This is a genomic window from Telluria sp. RT2P19, assembly GCF_059685725.1.
In genome coordinates this window covers 206,997-225,610 of the sequence record NZ_JCASIL010000002.1, presented here as the reverse complement: position 1 = coordinate 225,610, position 18,614 = coordinate 206,997, and the positions used below count along the sequence as shown (strand labels likewise).

At 65.7% G+C, this 18,614-nt stretch carries 19 protein-coding genes; 10 read left to right on the top strand and 9 right to left on the bottom strand.

What is annotated here, in order from left to right:
* Positions 1 to 24 precede the first annotated feature (24 nt).
* From AC56KW_RS03170 to hutC, 5 genes are all read right to left on the bottom strand, one after another.
* Positions 25 to 294, bottom strand: a complete 270-nt coding sequence (locus tag AC56KW_RS03170; RefSeq protein WP_497169275.1) for a type B 50S ribosomal protein L31 — start codon at positions 292 to 294, stop codon at positions 25 to 27.
* Positions 295 to 482: 188 nt separating this feature from the next.
* Positions 483 to 1,745, bottom strand: coding sequence for a transcription termination factor Rho (rho, locus tag AC56KW_RS03165; protein WP_005665081.1), 1,263 nt, complete (start codon positions 1,743 to 1,745; stop codon positions 483 to 485).
* 126 nt (positions 1,746 to 1,871) lie between these two features.
* Positions 1,872 to 2,198, bottom strand: a complete 327-nt coding sequence (gene trxA, locus AC56KW_RS03160; RefSeq protein WP_005665082.1) for a thioredoxin TrxA — start codon at positions 2,196 to 2,198, stop codon at positions 1,872 to 1,874.
* 230 nt (positions 2,199 to 2,428) lie between these two features.
* Positions 2,429 to 2,830 carry a response regulator gene (locus AC56KW_RS03155; RefSeq protein WP_497169274.1) on the bottom strand — a complete coding sequence of 134 codons (402 nt, stop codon included), beginning with the start codon at positions 2,828 to 2,830 and terminating at the stop codon, positions 2,429 to 2,431.
* A gap of 90 nt (positions 2,831 to 2,920) precedes the next feature.
* Positions 2,921 to 3,622: a histidine utilization transcriptional repressor HutC gene (hutC, locus tag AC56KW_RS03150; RefSeq protein WP_497169494.1), complete on the bottom strand. Its 702-nt coding sequence runs from the start codon at positions 3,620 to 3,622 to the stop codon at positions 2,921 to 2,923.
* A 159-nt stretch (positions 3,623 to 3,781) separates the two neighbouring features.
* On the opposite strand from hutC, the gene ada reads away from it, so the two are divergent.
* From ada to hutI, 8 genes are all read left to right on the top strand, one after another.
* The gene (ada, locus tag AC56KW_RS03145) at positions 3,782 to 4,873 is read left to right on the top strand and encodes a bifunctional DNA-binding transcriptional regulator/O6-methylguanine-DNA methyltransferase Ada (RefSeq protein ID WP_497169273.1); all 1,092 of its coding nucleotides are present in this window, start codon (positions 3,782 to 3,784) and stop codon (positions 4,871 to 4,873) included.
* Positions 4,874 to 4,988: 115 nt separating this feature from the next.
* Positions 4,989 to 6,671, top strand: a complete 1,683-nt coding sequence (locus AC56KW_RS03140) for an amidohydrolase (protein ID WP_497169272.1) — start codon at positions 4,989 to 4,991, stop codon at positions 6,669 to 6,671.
* Positions 6,672 to 6,763: 92 nt separating this feature from the next.
* On the top strand, positions 6,764 to 8,473 hold the full coding sequence (gene hutU, locus AC56KW_RS03135; protein WP_497169271.1) for a urocanate hydratase: 1,710 nt from the start codon (positions 6,764 to 6,766) through the stop codon (positions 8,471 to 8,473).
* An 11-nt stretch (positions 8,474 to 8,484) separates the two neighbouring features.
* The gene (hutH, locus tag AC56KW_RS03130) at positions 8,485 to 10,029 is read left to right on the top strand and encodes a histidine ammonia-lyase (RefSeq protein WP_497169270.1); all 1,545 of its coding nucleotides are present in this window, start codon (positions 8,485 to 8,487) and stop codon (positions 10,027 to 10,029) included.
* Positions 10,030 to 10,079: 50 nt separating this feature from the next.
* Complete coding sequence (gene hutG, locus AC56KW_RS03125) at positions 10,080 to 10,868, top strand: N-formylglutamate deformylase (protein WP_497169269.1); 789 nt, start codon at positions 10,080 to 10,082, stop codon at positions 10,866 to 10,868.
* Positions 10,865 to 12,247 carry a formimidoylglutamate deiminase gene (locus tag AC56KW_RS03120; RefSeq protein ID WP_497169268.1) on the top strand — a complete coding sequence of 461 codons (1,383 nt, stop codon included), beginning with the start codon at positions 10,865 to 10,867 and terminating at the stop codon, positions 12,245 to 12,247. Before hutG ends, AC56KW_RS03120 begins: the two co-directional genes overlap by 4 nt.
* A gap of 15 nt (positions 12,248 to 12,262) precedes the next feature.
* Positions 12,263 to 12,868, top strand: a complete 606-nt coding sequence (locus tag AC56KW_RS03115; RefSeq protein ID WP_497169267.1) for a HutD/Ves family protein — start codon at positions 12,263 to 12,265, stop codon at positions 12,866 to 12,868.
* The gene (gene hutI / locus AC56KW_RS03110; RefSeq protein ID WP_497169266.1) at positions 12,861 to 14,084 is read left to right on the top strand and encodes an imidazolonepropionase; all 1,224 of its coding nucleotides are present in this window, start codon (positions 12,861 to 12,863) and stop codon (positions 14,082 to 14,084) included. The genes AC56KW_RS03115 and hutI overlap by 8 nt, the downstream gene beginning before the upstream one ends.
* Before the next feature lie 274 nt (positions 14,085 to 14,358).
* Here the strand turns inward: hutI and AC56KW_RS03105 are convergent, their stop codons facing one another.
* The 4 genes from AC56KW_RS03105 to AC56KW_RS03090 form a co-directional block, all read right to left on the bottom strand.
* Entirely contained in the window at positions 14,359 to 14,853 is a 495-nt protein-coding gene (locus AC56KW_RS03105) for a GNAT family N-acetyltransferase (protein WP_497169265.1), read from the bottom strand.
* Positions 14,850 to 15,788 (bottom strand): DMT family transporter, encoded by a 939-nt coding sequence (locus AC56KW_RS03100; protein ID WP_497169264.1) that lies wholly within the window; start codon positions 15,786 to 15,788, stop codon positions 14,850 to 14,852. Before AC56KW_RS03100 ends, AC56KW_RS03105 begins: the two co-directional genes overlap by 4 nt.
* A gap of 117 nt (positions 15,789 to 15,905) precedes the next feature.
* The gene (locus AC56KW_RS03095; protein WP_497169493.1) at positions 15,906 to 16,352 is read right to left on the bottom strand and encodes an Mpo1 family 2-hydroxy fatty acid dioxygenase; all 447 of its coding nucleotides are present in this window, start codon (positions 16,350 to 16,352) and stop codon (positions 15,906 to 15,908) included.
* 42 nt (positions 16,353 to 16,394) lie between these two features.
* Positions 16,395 to 17,372, bottom strand: a complete 978-nt coding sequence (locus AC56KW_RS03090) for a LysR family transcriptional regulator (protein WP_497169263.1) — start codon at positions 17,370 to 17,372, stop codon at positions 16,395 to 16,397.
* Between the two features lie 154 nt (positions 17,373 to 17,526).
* On the opposite strand from AC56KW_RS03090, the gene AC56KW_RS03085 reads away from it, so the two are divergent.
* On the top strand, positions 17,527 to 17,754 hold the full coding sequence (locus tag AC56KW_RS03085) for a hypothetical protein (RefSeq protein ID WP_497169262.1): 228 nt from the start codon (positions 17,527 to 17,529) through the stop codon (positions 17,752 to 17,754).
* Complete coding sequence (locus AC56KW_RS03080; RefSeq protein WP_497169261.1) at positions 17,751 to 18,596, top strand: alpha/beta hydrolase; 846 nt, start codon at positions 17,751 to 17,753, stop codon at positions 18,594 to 18,596. Before AC56KW_RS03085 ends, AC56KW_RS03080 begins: the two co-directional genes overlap by 4 nt.
* Positions 18,597 to 18,614 lie beyond the last annotated feature (18 nt).

Below are 18,614 nucleotides of genomic sequence, written 5' to 3'. Positions count from 1 at the left end.
GCTTCAAGGAATCTACTTCGGCAATTAGCCGTTGGCGACCGAGGTCTTCGAGCCGACCGCGCCGAACTTCTGGCGGAATTTCTCGACGCGACCAGCGGTGTCGACGATCTTGTGCTTGCCGGTGAAGAACGGGTGCGATTCAGCCGACACCTCGATCTTGACCAGTGGGTAATCTTTACCTTCGTGGTTGATCGTTTCGCGGGTGTTGATGGTCGAACGGGTCACGAATTTGAAGTCGCACGACAGGTCGTGGAAGACGACTTCGCGGTAATCTGGATGGGTATCGGTCTTCATGGTTCTGCTTTCTATTGAGTTGGTAGCCAAACAGCACTTCGTCGGTCGGACTGCTTCTTGACCCGATTGCCGATCACTTGCCAGGGGTTGGACTGAACCGGAGATTATAAAGCGGTTTCCAGCGCCAGGCAATGCCAAGTAAAAAGGCAGCCCGGAGGCTGCCTTCGCACGCGTTGCGTCGGGGCGTATCAGCCGCCGCGGCGCATCATGTCGAAGAACTCGACATTGTTCTTGGTCGCGCGCATCTTGTCGAGGATGAACTCCATCGCCTCGATCTCGTCCATCGAGTACAGGAGCTTACGCAGGATCCAGATCTTCTGCAGCTGGTCGGGCTTGATCAGCAGCTCTTCGCGGCGGGTGCCCGATTTGTTCAGGTTGATCGCCGGGTAGACGCGCTTCTCGGCCAGGCGGCGCTCCAGGTGCACCTCCATATTGCCGGTGCCCTTGAATTCCTCGTAGATCACGTCGTCCATGCGCGAGCCGGTCTCGATCAGCGCGGTCGCGACGATGGTCAGCGAGCCGCCTTCCTCGACGTTACGGGCGGCGCCGAAGAAGCGCTTCGGACGCTGCAGCGCGTTGGCGTCGACACCACCGGTCAGCACCTTGCCCGAGGCCGGGATCACGGTGTTGTAGGCGCGCGCGAGGCGGGTGATCGAGTCCAGCAGGATGACCACGTCCTTCTTCATTTCGACCAGGCGCTTGGCCTTCTCGAGCACCATCTCGGCGACCTGCACGTGGCGGGTGGCCGGTTCGTCAAACGTCGAGGCGACGACTTCGCCGCGCACCGAACGCTGCATCTCGGTCACTTCTTCGGGACGTTCGTCGATCAGCAGCACGATCAAGGTGACGTCGGGGTGGTTTGCGGTGATCGCATGCGCGATGTGCTGCAGCATGACCGATTTGCCCGACTTCGGCGACGCCACCAGCAGGCCGCGCTGGCCCTTGCCGATCGGCGAGATCAGGTCGACGATGCGGCCGGTGATGTTCTCGGCGCCGTTCATGTCGCGCTCCAGGCGCAGCGGCTCGTTCGGGTGCAGCGGCGTCAGGTTTTCGAACAGGATGCGATGCTTCGAGGCTTCCGGCGATTCGCCGTTGACCTTGTCGACCTTGACCAGGGCGAAATAGCGCTCGCCATCCTTCGGCGTACGCACTTCACCTTCGATCGAGTCACCCGTATGCAAGTTGAAACGACGGATCTGCGACGGGGAGATATAGATGTCGTCGGTCGAAGCCATATAGCTCGCATCCGGCGAGCGCAGGAAACCGAAACCGTCCGGCAGCACTTCGAGCGCGCCGTCGCCGAAGATCTGTTCGCCCTGCTTGGCGCGCTTTTTCAGGATCGCGAACATCAGTTCCTGTTTGCGCAGGCGGGCTGCGTTGTCGATGTCGAGGCCGATTGCCATTTCCAGCAGCGCGGAAACGTGCATCGCCTTCAGTTCAGATAAATGCATGTGTGTGGGTGACCCGTGACGGGTGAATTAGGTAGGGGAGGGGACTGCGTGGGTTAATCAAGGCGGGAGTGTGGCTCCCGGCCGAACATGGCGGCGGCGCGGGCGCGCCGTCACCGTTATCTTATATCAGATATTGCTGTCGATGAAAGCGGTCAGCGGGCCTTTGGCGACGGCACCGACTTTCTGGGCTGCGACCTGGCCGTTCTTGAACAGGATCAGGGTCGGGATGCCGCGGATACCGAACTGGGCCGGCACGGCCTGGTTCGCGTCGACGTCCATCTTGGCGATCGTGATCTTGCCTGCGTATTCCTTGGCTACTTCTTCCAGGATGGGGGCAATCATCTTGCAAGGACCGCACCACTCGGCCCAGAAATCGACCAGCACCGGCTGCTCGGACTTGAGCACGTCGGCTTCGAAGGATGCATCGCTGATGTGTTTGATGTTTTCGCTCATGGTTTCCTCAATGTGAGGTAAGAATCGTTATTAACGCCTTGAGACTCGTCATGCGGAATGTCTCGACCGGCTACCGTGTTTACTTTCTTGCCTAATATTGCAGCTACACAATGGTGGAGGCACTGTGTGCGAATTTCAATATTGGAAGAACGGCTAGAGGGTGTCAGGCGGGGAATGAGGCGAATGATACCCCATTTTTTTAAAAAGTGTTCGGCGGTTTGTACAAAATCTCAACATGCCAGTGCCTGGCGCAACTGCTCGGGCGCGAGCGGCTTGCGAAAGGACCCGACCATCCGCAACCCGAGGGCGCGCGCCAGTTCGGCCGCCGCCTCGCGCACCCCGTCCTCGAGGGCCGACAGCAGGATCACCTTGCCGCGGTAGCCGTGGCTTGCCGCGGCCTGCAGGAACTCTATCCCATCCATCTCGGGCAGCACCAGGTCGCAGATCAGCACGTCGGGCATGAATTCGCCGAACCGGGCCAGGGCCTGGCGCGCGTCGTGTTCGAGGATGATCCTGGATATCCCGCACACACCCAGCATCTCGCGCATCATCTCGAGCAGCAAATGATCATCGTCGAGCACCATCACGTGCAGTTGCGCGGAACGCGACACGGCGGCGGCATCGGGAGGCATGTGCGTGTTATCTGGAATGGGTAATGTCGGGTCGACGGCCATTATGGCGAAAAACTGGCACTGCGGGTTGTCTCATGCTGTATTTATTTGTCAGACGCTGCCCGTGAAGCGCGCGAGGTGGCCTGGATGCCACATCGTGGCCACCGACGCCACCCGGCCGGCCGAGGTGGTGCGCCGGTGCAGCACCAGGCACGGGGCGCCGGCATCGATCGCCAGCAGGCGCGCTTCTTCCGTTGGCGCCGGCTGCGCCTCTATCGTATAGGTGGCGCCCTGCAGCGGCGCGGCCGCCATCAGGTGTTCGTTGGGCGTGATGCGCGAGAAATCCTGTTCCAGGTAGGCCGGGGCGCAAGCCGGGTTTACCCAGCGGTCCTCGAGCTGGACCGGCACCTCGTTCTCGCAGTGGACGATCAGCGAGTGGAACAGGGGCAGGCCCGATTCGAGCTCGAACTCGGCGGCCAGCGCCTCGTCGGCCGGCCTGGCCTGCAGCGCCAGCACGCGGCTCGTGTGCAGCTTGCCGCGTGCGCGGATCTCGTCGGCGATATTGCGGATCTCGACCAGGGTCGCCTGGTATTTTTGCGGGGCGACATAGGTGCCCGAGCCCTGGCGCCGCACCAGCACCTGCTCGGCGGTGAGTTCGCGCACGGCGCGGTTGACGGTCATGCGCGAGACCCCGAACTGGCGCACCAGCGCCTGCTCCGACGGCACCAGGTCGCCCTCTTTCCAGCGGCCGGAGGCGATCTCGCCAACCAGGTAATCCTTGATCTGCTGGAAAATGGGCGACTTTTCCTGCATGCTCTCTTGCGCGGTCTGTGCTTCCAAACTCATCTCCGAATGCCTGGCCTGTGCGACCGAAGTCCGATTCTAGCATCGGGATTCGAAAGCAAGACCCGGAGTGCGGGAGGGCCGGGACGGTTGTAGGATGGCGCCACTGCCTGACCACGGAGCACGGCCATGACCACGACAACTTCGCGACACCACGACAGCGCGCCGATTGAAGACAGCGACGACGCGCGCTGGGACGCCGTGCAGCGGCGCGATGCCGCCGCCGACGGCCGCTTTTATTACTCGGTGCGTACCACCGGCGTCTACTGCCGGCCCTCGTGTCCGTCACGCGGCGCCAAGCGCGCCAACGTCGCCTTCCACGCCAGCAGCGAACAGGCCGAAGCGGCGGGTTTCCGGCCCTGCCTGCGCTGCGCGCCGCACCTGCCGCCGCTGGCCGAGCGCCAGCGCGAGGCGGTGGCGCGCGCCTGCCGCCTGATCGAGGCGTCCAACGAAGCACCCGACCTCGACACCCTGGCCCGGGCCGCCGGCATGAGCCGCTTCCACTTCCACCGCGTGTTCAAGACGCAGACGGGGATTACGCCCAAGGCCTATGCGGCGGCAAAACGTGGCGCCCGCGTGCGCCAGGAGCTCGAAGGGGGCGCCTCGGTCACCGACGCGCTGTACGGCGCCGGCTACGGTTCCAGCGGCCGCTTCTATGCGGCGTCGACGCAGGTGCTGGGCATGCTGCCGGCGAACTACCGCGCCGGCGGACGCGGCGAAACGATCCGCTTTGCCGTGGCCGAATGCTCGCTGGGCGCGATCCTGGTCGCGGCCACCGAACGCGGCATCTGCGCGATCCTGATGGGCGAGGAGCCCGAGCCGCTGGTGGAAGACCTGCAGGCGCGCTTCCCGAAGGCCGCGCTGCTGGGCGCCGAGGAAGGCTTCGAGCGCACCGTGGCGCAAGTCATCGGCCTGGTCGAGGCGCCGCGCATCGGCCTCGACCTGCCGCTCGACGTGCGCGGCACCGCCTTCCAGCAGCGCGTGTGGCAGGCGCTGCGTGCGATTCCCTCGGGCCGGACGGTCACCTATGCCGAACTGGCCGGGCGGATCGGCCTGGTCGGTGGAGCGCGCGCCGTGGCCGGGGCCTGCGCCGCCAATCCGGTGGCGGTCGCGATTCCCTGCCACCGCGTGGTGGCTACCTCCGGCGCACTGTCAGGCTACCGCTGGGGCATCGAGCGCAAGCGCGCGCTGCTCGACCGCGAACGCGAGGACGCCCGGTAAATACCGCCATGCCGAAGCCGCGCCGGGCGCTATGCCCTTGGCGCGTTCTTCTATACACTCTTTCCTGCCGCGCCCACGAAGCGCGGGACCCACCACAACGGAGAGAAAAAACAGCATGCGCGCGCGCCAGAATCCCCTGCACTATTCCCTGTTCGTCCTGACTGTCCTCGGCAGCGCGGTTGGCGCGACCCTGGCACACGCCGACACCCTGGTCGACAACGCCAACGGCTACACCCTGAACACAAAGGGCGAGCTGGTCCAGTTCACGTCCATCGCCTTCGACGACAAGGGCCGCATCATCGCGGTCGGCAGCGGCGCGGATGTCGCCACCAGGGCGCCGAACGCCAAACGCATCGACATGGCGGGGCGCACCTTGCTGCCGGGCCTGATCGACGCCCACGGCCATGTGTTCGGCCTGGGCCAGCAACTGACCCAGCTCGACCTGTTCCACAGCACCTCGCTCGACGGCGCCTTGAAGGCGATCGGCGATTACGCGCGCGCCAACGCCGGCCACGAATGGATCCGCGGCCGCGGCTGGAACCAGGAAAACTGGAAGCTGGGCCGCTTCCCGACGGCGAAGGAACTCGATGGTGTTATCAAGGACCGACCGGTGTGGCTGGAGCGGGTCGACGGCCACGCCGGCTGGACCAATAGCCGTGGGCTGGCGCTGGCCGGCATCACCAGGTCGACGCCGGACCCGGTCGGCGGCAAGATCGTGCGCGACGCCAACGGCGAGGCAACCGGCGTGCTGGTCGACACCGCCCAGGAGCTGCTGACCCGCGTGCTGCCGCAGCAGACCGAGGCCGAGGGACGCGTCATGCTCGAGCGCGCGCTGGGCGAACTGGCGCGCGTGGGCCTGACCAGCGTGCACGACGCCGGCGTCGACGTGGCCCAGGACCGCCTGTACCGCGCCTATGCCGACCAGGGCAAGCTGACCACCCGGGTATACGGCATGATCGCCGGCACCGACAAGGACTTCGACCAGCTGGCGGTCAAGGGCCCGCTGAAGGATTACGGCAACGGCATGTATGCGCTGCGCGCCGTCAAGCTGTATTCGGACGGCGCCCTGGGCAGCCGGGGCGCGGCCCTGATCAAGCCGTACAGCGACGAGTCGCACTCGCACGGCCTGCTGTTCTACAAGACCGCGCAGATGGACGCGATGATGGCCAAGGCCATGCGCAAGGGCTACCAGGTCAATGTCCACGCGATCGGCGATGCCGGCAACAAGCAGATCCTCGACATCTACCAGAAGGAGCTGACGGCCACCAAGAGTGGCGCCCAGCGCCACCGCATCGAGCACGCCCAGGTGGTAACGCCTTCCGACATCCCGCGCTTCAGGACGCTGGACATCATCCCGTCGATGCAGCCGACGCACGCGACGTCGGACAAGAACATGGCCGAGACCCGCGTCGGACCCGAGCGCATCAAGGGCGCCTATGCCTGGCGCAGCTTCCTGCACCAGGGTTCGCGCATCGCCTGCGGATCGGACTTCCCGGTCGAGTCGCCGAACCCGTTCTTCGGCATCCACGCCGCCGTAACGCGCCAGGATGCGCAAGGGCAGCCGGTGGCCGGCTGGTATCCGAACCAGGCGATGTCGCTCAAGGAAGCCTTCCGCTGCTTTACCTTGGACGCCGCCTGGGCGGGGCACCAGGAACAAAACCTGGGTTCGCTGGAGCCGGGCAAGCAGGCCGACTTCATCGTGATCGACCAGGATCTGTTCCGCATGCCGACCTACGATATCCACAAGACGGGCGTGCTGGAGACGTGGGTGGCGGGCCGTCAGGTCTTCAAAAAATGATTTGACGGGGTTGTATAGACAACCTAGACTTCAGAGCAGCTTTACGGCGCGCGCCGCTGGCGTGCGCCGTGTCACCGACCGAAGGAGCCGCCATGCCCACCGATTCGTCCCGTCTCGACGACCCACGCTTTGACCCGACCCGGGTGATCCAGGCCCCGCGCGGCAGCCAGCTCAGTTGCAAGAGCTGGCTGACCGAAGCCGCCTACCGCATGATCCAGAACAACCTCGACGCCGAGGTCGCGGAAAATCCGCAGCGCCTGGTGGTTTACGGCGGCATCGGCCGCGCCGCCCGCAACTGGGAGTGCTACGACCAGATCCTGGCCTCGCTGCGCGAGCTCGAAGACGACCAGACCTTGCTCATCCAGTCCGGCAAGCCGGTCGGCGTGTTCCAGACCCACGCGGATGCGCCGCGCGTGCTGCTGGCGAACTCGAACCTGGTGCCGAAATGGGCCGACTGGGAACACTTCAACGAACTCGATCGCAAGGGCCTGTTCATGTACGGCCAGATGACGGCCGGCAGCTGGATCTATATCGGCACCCAGGGCATCGTGCAGGGCACCTATGAAACCTTCGCCGAGGCGGGCCGCCAGCACTTCGGCGGCGACATGGCTGGCCGCTGGGTCCTGACGGCGGGCCTGGGCGGCATGGGCGGCGCCCAGCCGCTGGCGGCGACCTTCGCCGGCGCGGTGTCGCTGACGGTTGAATGCCAGCAGAGCAGCATCGACTTCCGCCTGCGCACCCGCTACCTGGACAAGCAGGCGCGCGATATCGACGAGGCCCTCGCCATGATCCGCCAGCACAAGGCCGCGCGACAAGCGGTCTCGATCGGCCTGCTCGGCAATGCGGCCGAGGTGCTGCCCGAGCTCGTACGCCGCGCGCGCGAGGGCGGCTTGGTGCCCGACCTGGTCACCGACCAGACCTCGGCCCACGACCTGATCAACGGCTACCTGCCGCTCGGGTGGAGCGTCGAGCAGTGGAAGGCCGCGCAGCAAGACCCAGGCCAGCATGCGCGCCTGAAGGCGGAAGCGGCGGCGTCGTGCGCGATCCACGTGCGCGCCATCCTCGACTTCAAGGTCCTGGGCGCCTACGCCGTCGACTACGGCAACAATATCCGCCAGGTGGCCAAGGACCAGGGCATACAGGACGCCTTCGACTTCCCCGGCTTCGTGCCGGCCTATATCCGGCCGCAGTTCTGCGAGGGCCGCGGTCCGTTCCGCTGGGTGGCGCTGTCGGGCGACCCGGAAGACATCTATAAAACCGACGCGAAAATAAAAGCACTGTTCCCGCACGACGCGCGGGTGCACCGCTGGCTCGACATGGCGCGCGAGCGCATCGCCTTCCAGGGCCTGCCGGCGCGCATCTGCTGGCTGGGCCTGGGCGAGCGCCACCTCGCCGGCCTGGCCTTCAACGAGATGGTGCGCACGGGCGAACTGAAGGCGCCGGTCGTGATCGGCCGCGACCACCTCGACACCGGCTCGGTGGCCAGCCCCAACCGCGAGACCGAAGCCATGCGCGACGGCACCGATGCGGTGTCCGACTGGCCGCTGCTGAACGCCTTGCTCAACACGGCCGGCGGCGCGACCTGGGTCTCGCTGCACCACGGCGGCGGCGTGGGCATGGGTTACTCGCAGCATTCCGGCGTGGTGATCGTGGCCGACGGCAGCGAAGCGGCGGCCAGGCGCCTGGCGCGGGTGCTGGTGAACGACAGCGCCTCGGGCGTGATGCGCCACGCCGACGCCGGCTATGAAAGCGCCATCGACTGCGCCAGGCTCAACGGCCTGAACCTTCCAATGATCAAATAAACGTAGCAACCATGAACGACACCAATCAAAGCCTCACCCTGCAACCCGGCGAACTGCGCCTGGCCGACCTGCGCGCGGTCTGGGCCGGCCACCATGCCTTGAGCCTGGCCGGCGGCGCCTGGGACGCCATCGCGGCCTCGGCCGCCACGGTCGACGCCATCGTCGCCAGGGGCGACCCGGCCTATGGCATCAACACCGGCTTCGGCATCCTGGCCAAGGCCCATATCCCGCACGACCAGCTGGCCACCCTGCAGCGCAACCTGATCCTGTCGCATGCGGTGGGCACCGGCGAACTGCTGTCGGACACGATCGTGCGCCTGATCCTGCTGACCAAGATCGGCAGCCTGGCGCGCGGCTACTCGGGCGTGCGTCCCGTGATCGTCGAGACCCTGATCGCCCTGTACAACGCCAACATCATGCCGGCCATCCCGTGCCAGGGCTCGGTCGGCGCCTCGGGCGACCTGGCGCCGCTGGCCCACATGACGCTGGCGATGCTGGGCGTGGGGCCGGTGCGCCACAACGGCGTGCTGGTGGAAGCCGGCGACGCCCTGCGCGCGGCCGGCATCGAGCCGGTCACGCTGGCCGCGAAAGAGGGCCTGGCCCTGATCAACGGCACCCAGGTCTCGACCGCGCTGGCGCTGCACGGCCTGTTCATGGCCGAACGCCTGCTGGAGGCGGCGATGGTCACCGGCTCGCTGTCGGTGGATGCCGCGCGCGGCAGCGATGCGCCGTTCGACGCGCGCATCCACGCGGTGCGCGGCCAGCCGGGCCAGATCGCGGCGGCCAGGATCTATCGCGAACTGGTGGCGGGCAGCGCGATCCGCGCCTCGCACCTGGTGGGCGACGAGCGGGTGCAGGACCCCTACAGCCTGCGCTGCCAGCCGCAGGTGATGGGGGCCGTGATGGACCTGATCGCCAACGCCGGCCGTACCTTGCTGATCGAGGCGAACGCCGTGACGGATAACCCGCTGCTGTTCGAGGGTGGCGAAATCATCTCGGGCGGTAACTTCCACGCCGAGCCGGTGGCCTTCGCGGCCGACACGCTGGCGCTGGCGATCGCCGAGATCGGTGCGCTGGCCGAGCGCCGCATCGCGCTTCTGATCGACGCCAACCTGTCCGGCCTGCCGGCCTTCCTGGTGCGCGAACCGGGGCTGAACTCCGGCTTCATGATCGCCCACGTGACGGCCGCCGCGCTGGCCTCCGAGAACAAGTCCCTGGCCCATCCAGCCAGCGTCGACAGCCTGCCGACGTCGGCCAACCAGGAAGACCACGTGAGCATGGCGACCTTCGCTGCGCGCCGTCTCGACCAGATGGCGCACAATACGGCGGTCATCGTCGGGATCGAGCTGCTGGCGGCAAGCCAGGGGATCGAATTCCACCGCCCGCTGAAGAGCTCGCAGACGCTGGAATCGGTGCATGCCCAGCTGCGCCGGCAGGTCGCTCCCTACGACGCCGACCGCTTCTTCGCGCCCGATATCGAGGCCGCGCGCAAGCTGGTGGTCGACGGCGCGCTGTCGGCGTCGTGCAAGGAGTTGTTCACGGTGCTGCATCCGTAAACAGGCATTTTGCTGATCAGGGCTGTACTGATCGCACCACAGGAGGAAAGATGGCGTTCCGGTTCAAGGCAGGCAGGCTCCCCGTGCTGGTATCGATGCCGCATGCGGGCACCGATATTCCCGACGAGGTGGCGGCGACGCTGGCGCCCTGCGCCCAGGCGCGCGCCGACACCGACTGGCACTTGCCGGAACTGTACGGCTTCCTCGAAGAGATGGGCGTCTCGACCATCTCAGCGCGCTGGTCGCGCTACCTGATCGACCTGAATCGCCCGCCCGAGGACACCAACCTGTACCCGGGCCTGGACACCACCGGCCTGTGCCCGCTCGATACCTTCGGGCGCGAGCGCCTGTACCAGGAGGGCCGGGAGCCGGACCAGGCGGAGGTGGGGCGGCGCCTGGAGCGCTACTGGCGGCCGTATCACGAACAGCTGCGCGCCGAACTGGATCGGCTGAAGGCGCAGCACGGCCGCGTGGTGCTGTGGGACGCGCATTCGATCGCCTCGATCGTGCCGCGCTTCTTCGAAGGCAAGCTGCCTGACCTGAACTTCGGCACTGCCGAAGGCAAGTCATGCGCGCCGGGTCTCGAACAGGCGGTCCTTGGCGTTGCGCGCGCGCAGGAGCGTTATTCCATCGCCCTGAACGGTCGCTTCAAGGGCGGCCATATCACGCGCCACTACGGCCAGCCGTCGACTGGCGTGCACGCGATCCAGCTCGAGAAATGCCAGTGCCTGTACATGAACGAGGCGCCGCCCTTCGAATACCGTCCGGATGTCGCGGCCGGCCTGCAGCCGCTGCTGCGCGACATGATCGGCGCGGCGGTGGCGTGGGTGGGCCCATGAAGGCTGGAGGCAATGCGCTGTTCGCGCGCCATGCGCTGCTGCCGCAGGGCTGGCGGCGCGACGTGCTGCTCGAATGGGACGAACACGGCGACCTGGCCCGGGTGTCGCCTGGCGCGCCGGCGTCGCGCGCTGTGAGACAGGCCGAATACATCCTGCCCGGCATGGTCAACCTGCACTCGCACACTTTCCAGCGCGCGCTGGGCGGCCTGACGGAGCGCGCCGGCGAGGGGCCGGACAGTTTCTGGACCTGGCGCGACCTGATGTACCGCTTCGCCGCTCGCATCACGCCCGAACAGATCGAGGCCATCGCGGCCCAGCTTTTTACGGAATGCCTGCGCCACGGCTACACTTCGCTATGCGAATTCCACTACCTGCAGCGCGATGTCGACGGCGCCAGCTATGCGCGGCCGGCCGAGACGGCCGCGTGCGTGGCCGCGGCAGGGCAGGCGACCGGCATGGGATTGACGCTGCTGCCGGTACTGTACAGCCACGCCGGCTTCGGCCAGCAACCGCTCGCACCGGCGCAGGCGCGCTTTCGCACGAACGTGGATGACGTGCTCGGCATCGTCGAGTCGCTGGCACCGCTGCGTGGCGGCCAGCTGGAAGTCGGCGCCGCGCCACACTCGCTGCGCGCCGCCACGATCGATCAGGTCAAGGCGCTGGCGCGCGGCCTGCCGCACGGGCGTCCGCTGCACATCCACATCGCCGAGCAGCAGGGCGAAGTGGCGCAGTGCATGGCGCACGCGGGGCGGCGTCCGGTCGAGTACCTGATGGACCATGTGGCGCTCGACGCGCGCTGGTGCCTGGTGCACGCGACCCATGTGAACGACGCAGAAGTCGCGGCCCTGGCGCGCAGCGGCGCGGTGGCCGGCCTGTGCCCGACCACCGAGGCCAACCTGGGGGACGGCCTGTTCCCGCTGGCTCCCTTCATCGAGGCGGGCGGACGCTTCGGCGTCGGCAGCGACAGCCATGTGTCGCAAAGCCCGGTGGAAGAACTGCGCTGGCTCGAGTATGGACAGCGCCTGCTGCACCAGAAGCGCAACGTGGCCCACACGCGCGAACAGCGCCATGTCGGCGACTATCTGTGGCAGGCCGCCCTGGCCGGCGGCGCCCATGCGGCTGGCAGGCGCGTCGGTGCCCTGGAAGCCGGCAAGCGTGCCGATCTGCTGGTGCTCGACGCGAATCATCCGAACCTCGATGGCGTGAATGAGACCGAAGTGCTTGGACGTGTTGTATTCTGTGGCAACGACAACCTGGTGCGCGACGTGCTGTGCGGTGGCCGCTGGGTCGTGGAGAATGGACGCCACGTGGCGCAGGAGGAAGTCGCCCAGCGCTACCGCCAGGCGATCAGGGATTTGCGCGCAGTGACCACGCAGTGATCAATAGGTGAGCTCATGACTGTCTTGATTCCGTTTGCAGGCTTGTCCCCGGTGCCGTGGAAGAACGGCGCCGGCAGCACGATCGAGATCGCGATCGGCCCGCTTGATGCCGGTTTCGACGATTTCGATTGGCGCGTCAGCCTGGCGACCATCGCCGAGGACGGCGCCTTCTCGCCGTTCCCGGGCGTCGACCGCACGCTGGCGCTGGTCGACGGCCATGGCATGACCTTGCAGATCGATGGCGAACCGGCCCTGATCAGCGACGCCGAGCCGGTGATCGCCTTCGACGGCGGCTCCGAGGTGCAGGCCCGGCTCAACCGCGGGCCGACGCTCGATTTCAACGTCATGTCGCGCAGCGACCGTTGCTGGCACCAGTTCGGACGGCGGCGCCTGAGCGGCGACTCCACGTTCGTGGCGCGCGCCGAGGTGACGGTGCTGTTCCTGGCCGAGGGCGACAGCCTGCAGCTGGCCAGCGACGACGAGCGCATCGGCCTGGTGCGCTACGACGCCGTGATCCTCGACCAGGGCACGGTGTGGTCGCTGGAAGCGGGGCAGGCGACGATCTTCATCGTCGACGTCCACTACTATTCGGAAGACGACGACGAAGCGATGTATGACTGAGGACCGGCCCGACCTGCTGTTTACCAACGTCCATCTGGCGACGATGGAAAACGGCTACGGCGAGCGGATGGACGCCGCACTGGCGGTCAAGGACGGCCGCATCGCCTGGATCGGCGAGCGCGCCGACGCGCCGCGAGCAGGGCGGGTGCATGACTGCGGCGGCGCCTGGATGACGCCGGGCCTGGTGGACTGCCACACCCACGTCGTCCACGCCGGCAACCGCAGCAACGAATGGGAAGCGCGCCTGAACGGCGCCACCTATGAAGACATCGCGCGCCAGGGCGGCGGCATCATGTCCACGGTGCGCGCGACCCGGGACGCCAGCATTGACGCACTCGTTGAAGCAAGCCTGCCGCGCGTGCGCGCGCTGCTGGCCGAAGGCGTGACCACGCTCGAAATCAAATCCGGCTATGGCCTCGAACGCGGGGCGGAAGAACGCATGCTGCGCGCCGCGCGCCGCATCGGCGAAGTGCTGCCGGTGCGGGTGGCGACCACCTTCCTTGGCGCGCACGCGCTGCCGCCGGAATTCGCCGGCCGCCAGGACGACTACGTGCTTGACGTCTGCGAGCGCATGCTGCCGGCGCTGGCGCAGCTTGGCCTGGTCGACGCGGTGGACGCCTTCTGCGAGCGGATCGGTTTTACGCTCGCCCAGACCGAGCGCGTGTTCGAGGCGGCGCGCAAGCTCGACCTGCCGCTCAAGCTGCATGCCGAACAGTTATCGGACCAGGGTGGGGCAGCGCTGGTGGCGCGCTATCAAGGCCTGTCGGCCGACCACCTGGAGCACCTGAGCCAGCAAGGCATCGCCGCGATGGCGCGCGCGGGCACGGTGGCGGTCTTGCTGCCGGGCGCTTATTACTTCTTGCGCGAGACCGTGACGCCGCCCATCGCCGCCCTGCGCGAAGCGGGCGTGCCGATGGCGGTGGCGACCGACTGCAATCCCGGCACCTCGCCGATGACGTCGCTGTTGCTGGCGATGAATATGGCCTGCACCTTGTGGCGCCTGACGCCGCAGGAAGCCCTGCTCGGCGCGACCTTTCACGGCGCGCTGGCCCTGGGCCTGCAGGCGGAGATCGGCACCCTGACGGTCGGCAAGCGCGCCGACCTGGCGCTGTGGAAGATCGCCCGTCCTGCCGACCTGGCGTATGCGATCGGCTTCAACCCGTGCCAGGCCGTCGTCAATGGCGGCGTGTTGCGCTTACCGCATCTGCCTGGCTAGTGCGGCAATCACTGTCCTCTCCACGCAACACCTGATCGATACAGCAGTAGTCGCTTGATGGCCCGCAAACCGGTTTTCTTGCTCACCGGAGATGATGGACACAAGGCGTACACAGAGAGACAAGTGGTGACAGCGGTAAGAAAATGTAAGGTTTAATGGATCATTAAGAATGGCCGACTATAGTCATTCATGTGATTCCCATCTCCCCTCCCCATTTGCCAAAATGGGTTTGCCCACGGCGCCAAGGCCCGTGGGTTTTTCTTTGTGGGGCGCCTTAGCCCCGTTGGGCCAGCGATGCCAGGCGATCGCCCGTTACGCGGCAGATCCGCCATTCCGACAAGATATCCGCGCCCATGGCTTTATAAAATTGGATTGCCGGTTCGTTCCAATCGAGTACAGACCATTCGAAACGCCCGCATCCGCGTTCGACCGCCAGCTGCGCCAGGCGTTGCAGCATCTGCGTGCCGTATTTCTTGCCGCGGTGCGACTGCTTCACATACAGGTCTTCCAGGTATAAGCCCTTCCTGGTAAGGAAGGTCGAGAAGTTGTGGAAGAACAGGGCGAAGGTGACGACTTCGCCGTTTTCTTCTCCGACAATCGCCTCGCACGAAGGTCGGGCGCCGAACAGGCCCTCGTGCAGCAGGGCTTCGGTGGCGACCACCATGTGTTCGAGCTTTTCGAATACGGCCAGTTCCACGATCATGGCGTGGATGTGGGCGACGTCCCGTGGCTGGGCGGGGCGGATGGAGAAGGTGGTATCAAGACTCATGGCGATTCGATGGCATTGTTCAGGTTAGCGGATTGCACGCTCTTGACGGCGGGTGCGCGCACGGCCCAGGCGACGCTGGCCAGGCACAGCACCATGCCCAGGAATTCGAGCAGGCCGGGACGGTAGTCCTCGAGCAGGACCGACAGCAGCACCGACAGCACGGGCGTGACGACGCCGATGTAGACGGCCTTGTTGGCGCCGATGCGGCCGATCAGGGTGAAATAGGCAAAGAAGGCGATGACGGAGCCGAAGATCGACAGGTAGAACAGGCCCGCCCAATAGGTGGTGCCGTCGGGCAGGATGAAGGCGTCGCCATTGGCGAGCGACCACACGGCCACCATCGAGGCGCCCCACAGCATCGACCAGGCCATCGTCAGGGGCAGGTTGGAACTGTGCTCCTTGACCTTGTTGACGACGATGCTGCCTGCCGAGCTTGCCAGCGTGGCGGCCAGCGCGAGCACCACGCCGGCCAGGAAGTGGCCGTCGCCGCCTGTTTGCAGTTCATGCCAGGCGTCGCCGATCGAGTGCCAGAACAGCAGCGCCACGCCGACGGTGGCGACAGCGCCGCAAGTCCAGGTACGCCCATTGATCGCGGTGCCGAAAAAGATGCGGCTCCAGATCGGGGTCCAGAACACCATCAGCGCGAACATCACGGCCACCAGGCCGGAGACGATATGCTGCTCGGATTCATAGGTGCAGATATACGAGATGCCGAAGGTCAGCATCCCTTGCAGCGCCATCCAGCGGTGGGTGCGCCAGGGCAGCACCAGGCTGTCGCGGCGCACCAGGCAGATGGCGAACAGGGCGGCTGCAGCGAGGAAGAAACGATAGGCCACGGAAACGGCAGGAGCGGCGTGTCCCAGCTGTAGGGTGATGGCCCAGAAGGTCGAGCCCCAGATCAGTGAGGCGATGATGAAGAGGACGGGAGAAGACATCGCGGGAGTATAGTTCGCCCGCAACGTTCCTGCCGGCATCTTTCAATTTATGCCTTCACCATGTTGCATCGATAGCACAGTAGGGGGCCGTCCATGCGCTCACCGAGGACATGCGCATCAATAGGCCAGCCGCATCTTCCGATATAAAAAACTCAGTACAAATAACGGCCCGATCAACAAGAACCGCAGGTCATCGAAGAACGACGGCTTCTTGCCCTCGATATGGTGCCCAATGAATTGCCCGATCCAGGCCAGTACGAATACGGCGATCGAGGTCACCAGCACGGTCCCCTCCGGCAGCATGCTCAACAGCGTCAACATCACGGCCGCCATCACCGCCATCCCCAAGGCGAAGGCCCGCGACAGCTTGACGTAATACACCAGCGCGGCAGCCACGGCCAGCAGCGCCACACCCGGATGAATCGCCCACAGGATGCCCAGCAAGCTGAATACGATGGCCGGAATGCAGACGATATGAATCAGTTCATTGACGGTATTGCGGTGGCTCTCGGCGTAGCGGGCCAGCAGCACATCGATATCGCGCGGCGTAGAAGCATATTCCATCACGGCGGTCTCCTGTTGTTGTAGCGGCGATTCTACGCCTGCTCAGTCGCCCTGTCCGAATTGCCGGGTCCCCGAAGGCAATGCGGGTACGGGCGCCGTGGTATCGGCCGGCTGCAGGCGCAGGTTCGGGTGGTTCGCGAACAATTCCGAAATCCACTCGACGAATACCCGTACCTTGGCCGACAGGTGGCGGTTGTGCGGGTAAACGACGTGCACCGGCAGCGGATCGCAGCGCCATTCCGGCAGCAGGCGCACCATCTTGCCGGTGGCCAGGTGTTCATTGAGGAGGTAGTCCGTCATATTGATCACGCCCAGCCCCGACAGGCCGGCCTGGATGTACGCGTTCGAGTCGTTCAGCGCGATCACGCCGGGCAAGGTCATCTCGATCCGCTCGCCGTCACGCGTATAGTCCCAGTTGGCAATCTTGCCATTCTTTGCTGAAAAATAGTTCACGCAGCGGTGCCGCTCCAGGTCGCGCGGATGCATGGGCATGCCATAGCGCTCCACGTAACCGGGCGAGGCGCAGGTGACAAAATTGATCACCCCCACGCGGCGCGCGATCAGGTTGGTATCCAACAACTCCCCACCACGTACGGCGCAGTCGACCCCTTCCTCGACCAGGTCGACGGGCCGGTCCGTGGTGCCGAGTTCGAGTGTGATATCCGGATAGCGCTCGAAGAAGTCGGGCAGGGCGGGAATCAGGATCTCGGTCGACAATCCGGTCGGCGTATCCACCCGTAGCCGCCCGCTGGGACTGAACCGGTGGCGCGACAGCGATTCCTCGGCATCGCGCACGTCGGACAGGATCCGCACGCAGCGCTCGTAATAGGCGGCGCCGTCCGAGGTCACCGATACGTGACGCGTCGTGCGATGCAAAAGCTTGGAGGCAAGCGAAGATTCCAGCGCCTGTACCAGGGTCGACACCGTCGCCTTGGGCAGCTGCAAGGTCTCCGCCGCGCGCGTGAAGCTGCCGGCGTCGACCACCTGCACGAACACTTCCATGGCCTGGAGTTTGTTCATATCTTGTTCTCCGGATCAAAACGTCGCAAGGAAAAACAGCCATTGTTCAGCAATCCGAACAATCAATTCGGTATTGCTATCTTTATCTGATTGTAGATGAAGACTATTATGTGTGCATCGCAACAAAGTATTTACCCACGAACGGAGCAGGACCATGAGCCATCGGAATATTCAGAACGGAATCTTCACCACGGTAGCAGTCGCCCTGAGCGGCGCCGCCCTGGCGGCACTGCTCTGCACCGATGCCTACTCGCGCGCCGCCGGCGCCGAGGCCCGTGGCTTCCATGCGCTGTCCCTCGAAATGCAGATGAGCTGCGCCGGCGATTGCGCCGGCGTCGATGAACGCATCGTCGAGCTCCAGAAGCAGGGGGCCATCCGATGAGCGCCGTGCTGGAAGCCGCCGACCGCACCCTGAAGGTGCGCGAGCTCGAAGTCGGCGGCGCCGCCGGCCCGCTTGTAGCAAGGCTGTATGCCGCCGGCCCTGCAGTCAAGCGCGACATGCTGGTCGTGTATTTCCATGGCGGCGGCTTCGACAGCGGCGACCTGGACGAGTGCGACGACTTCCTGCGCAGCCTGGCCGAATGCGACCACCTGCCGCTGGTGCTGGCCACCACTTATACGCTGGCGACGGTGAGCCCGTTCCCGGCCGCGGTCGAGGATGCTCATGCCGTGCTGCAGTGGGCCAAGAAGAACAAGACCAAACTGGGCTGGAACGGCAAGCAGATGGTCACCGCTGGTATCGAAGCCGGCGCCAACCTGGCGGCGGTATGCGCGCTGATGTCGCGCGACCGCGGCGGCCCGGCCCTGGCCGGCCAGATCCTGGTAATGCCGATGCTCGACCCGGCCCTCTCCACGGGCTCGATGCGCCAAATGACGTATTGCGCCGATCGCGAGAAGGCGGCTACCGTATGTGCGGCTGCCTACCGCGGTTACCTGCCCCACGCGGCCGACCGCTCGCATCCGTATGCGGCGCCGTTGCACTCGAGCCGCCTCAAGAACCTCGCGCCGGCGCTGATCCTGTCGGCCGAAGATGATCCATTACGCGACGAGGCTGAACAATACGGCGCCAAGCTGATCAACGCCGGAATCTGCACCACCGTGCGCCGCATGGCCGCACCTGATCTGCAGGATCCGAACGGGCGCAACGAATGCGCCTGCAAGGTGCAGGCAATGCTCGAAATCTCCAGCTTCCTCGCGCGGCTGGAGGGGCGCGGGGGCGCTTGAGCAGCCAGCACTGAAGCC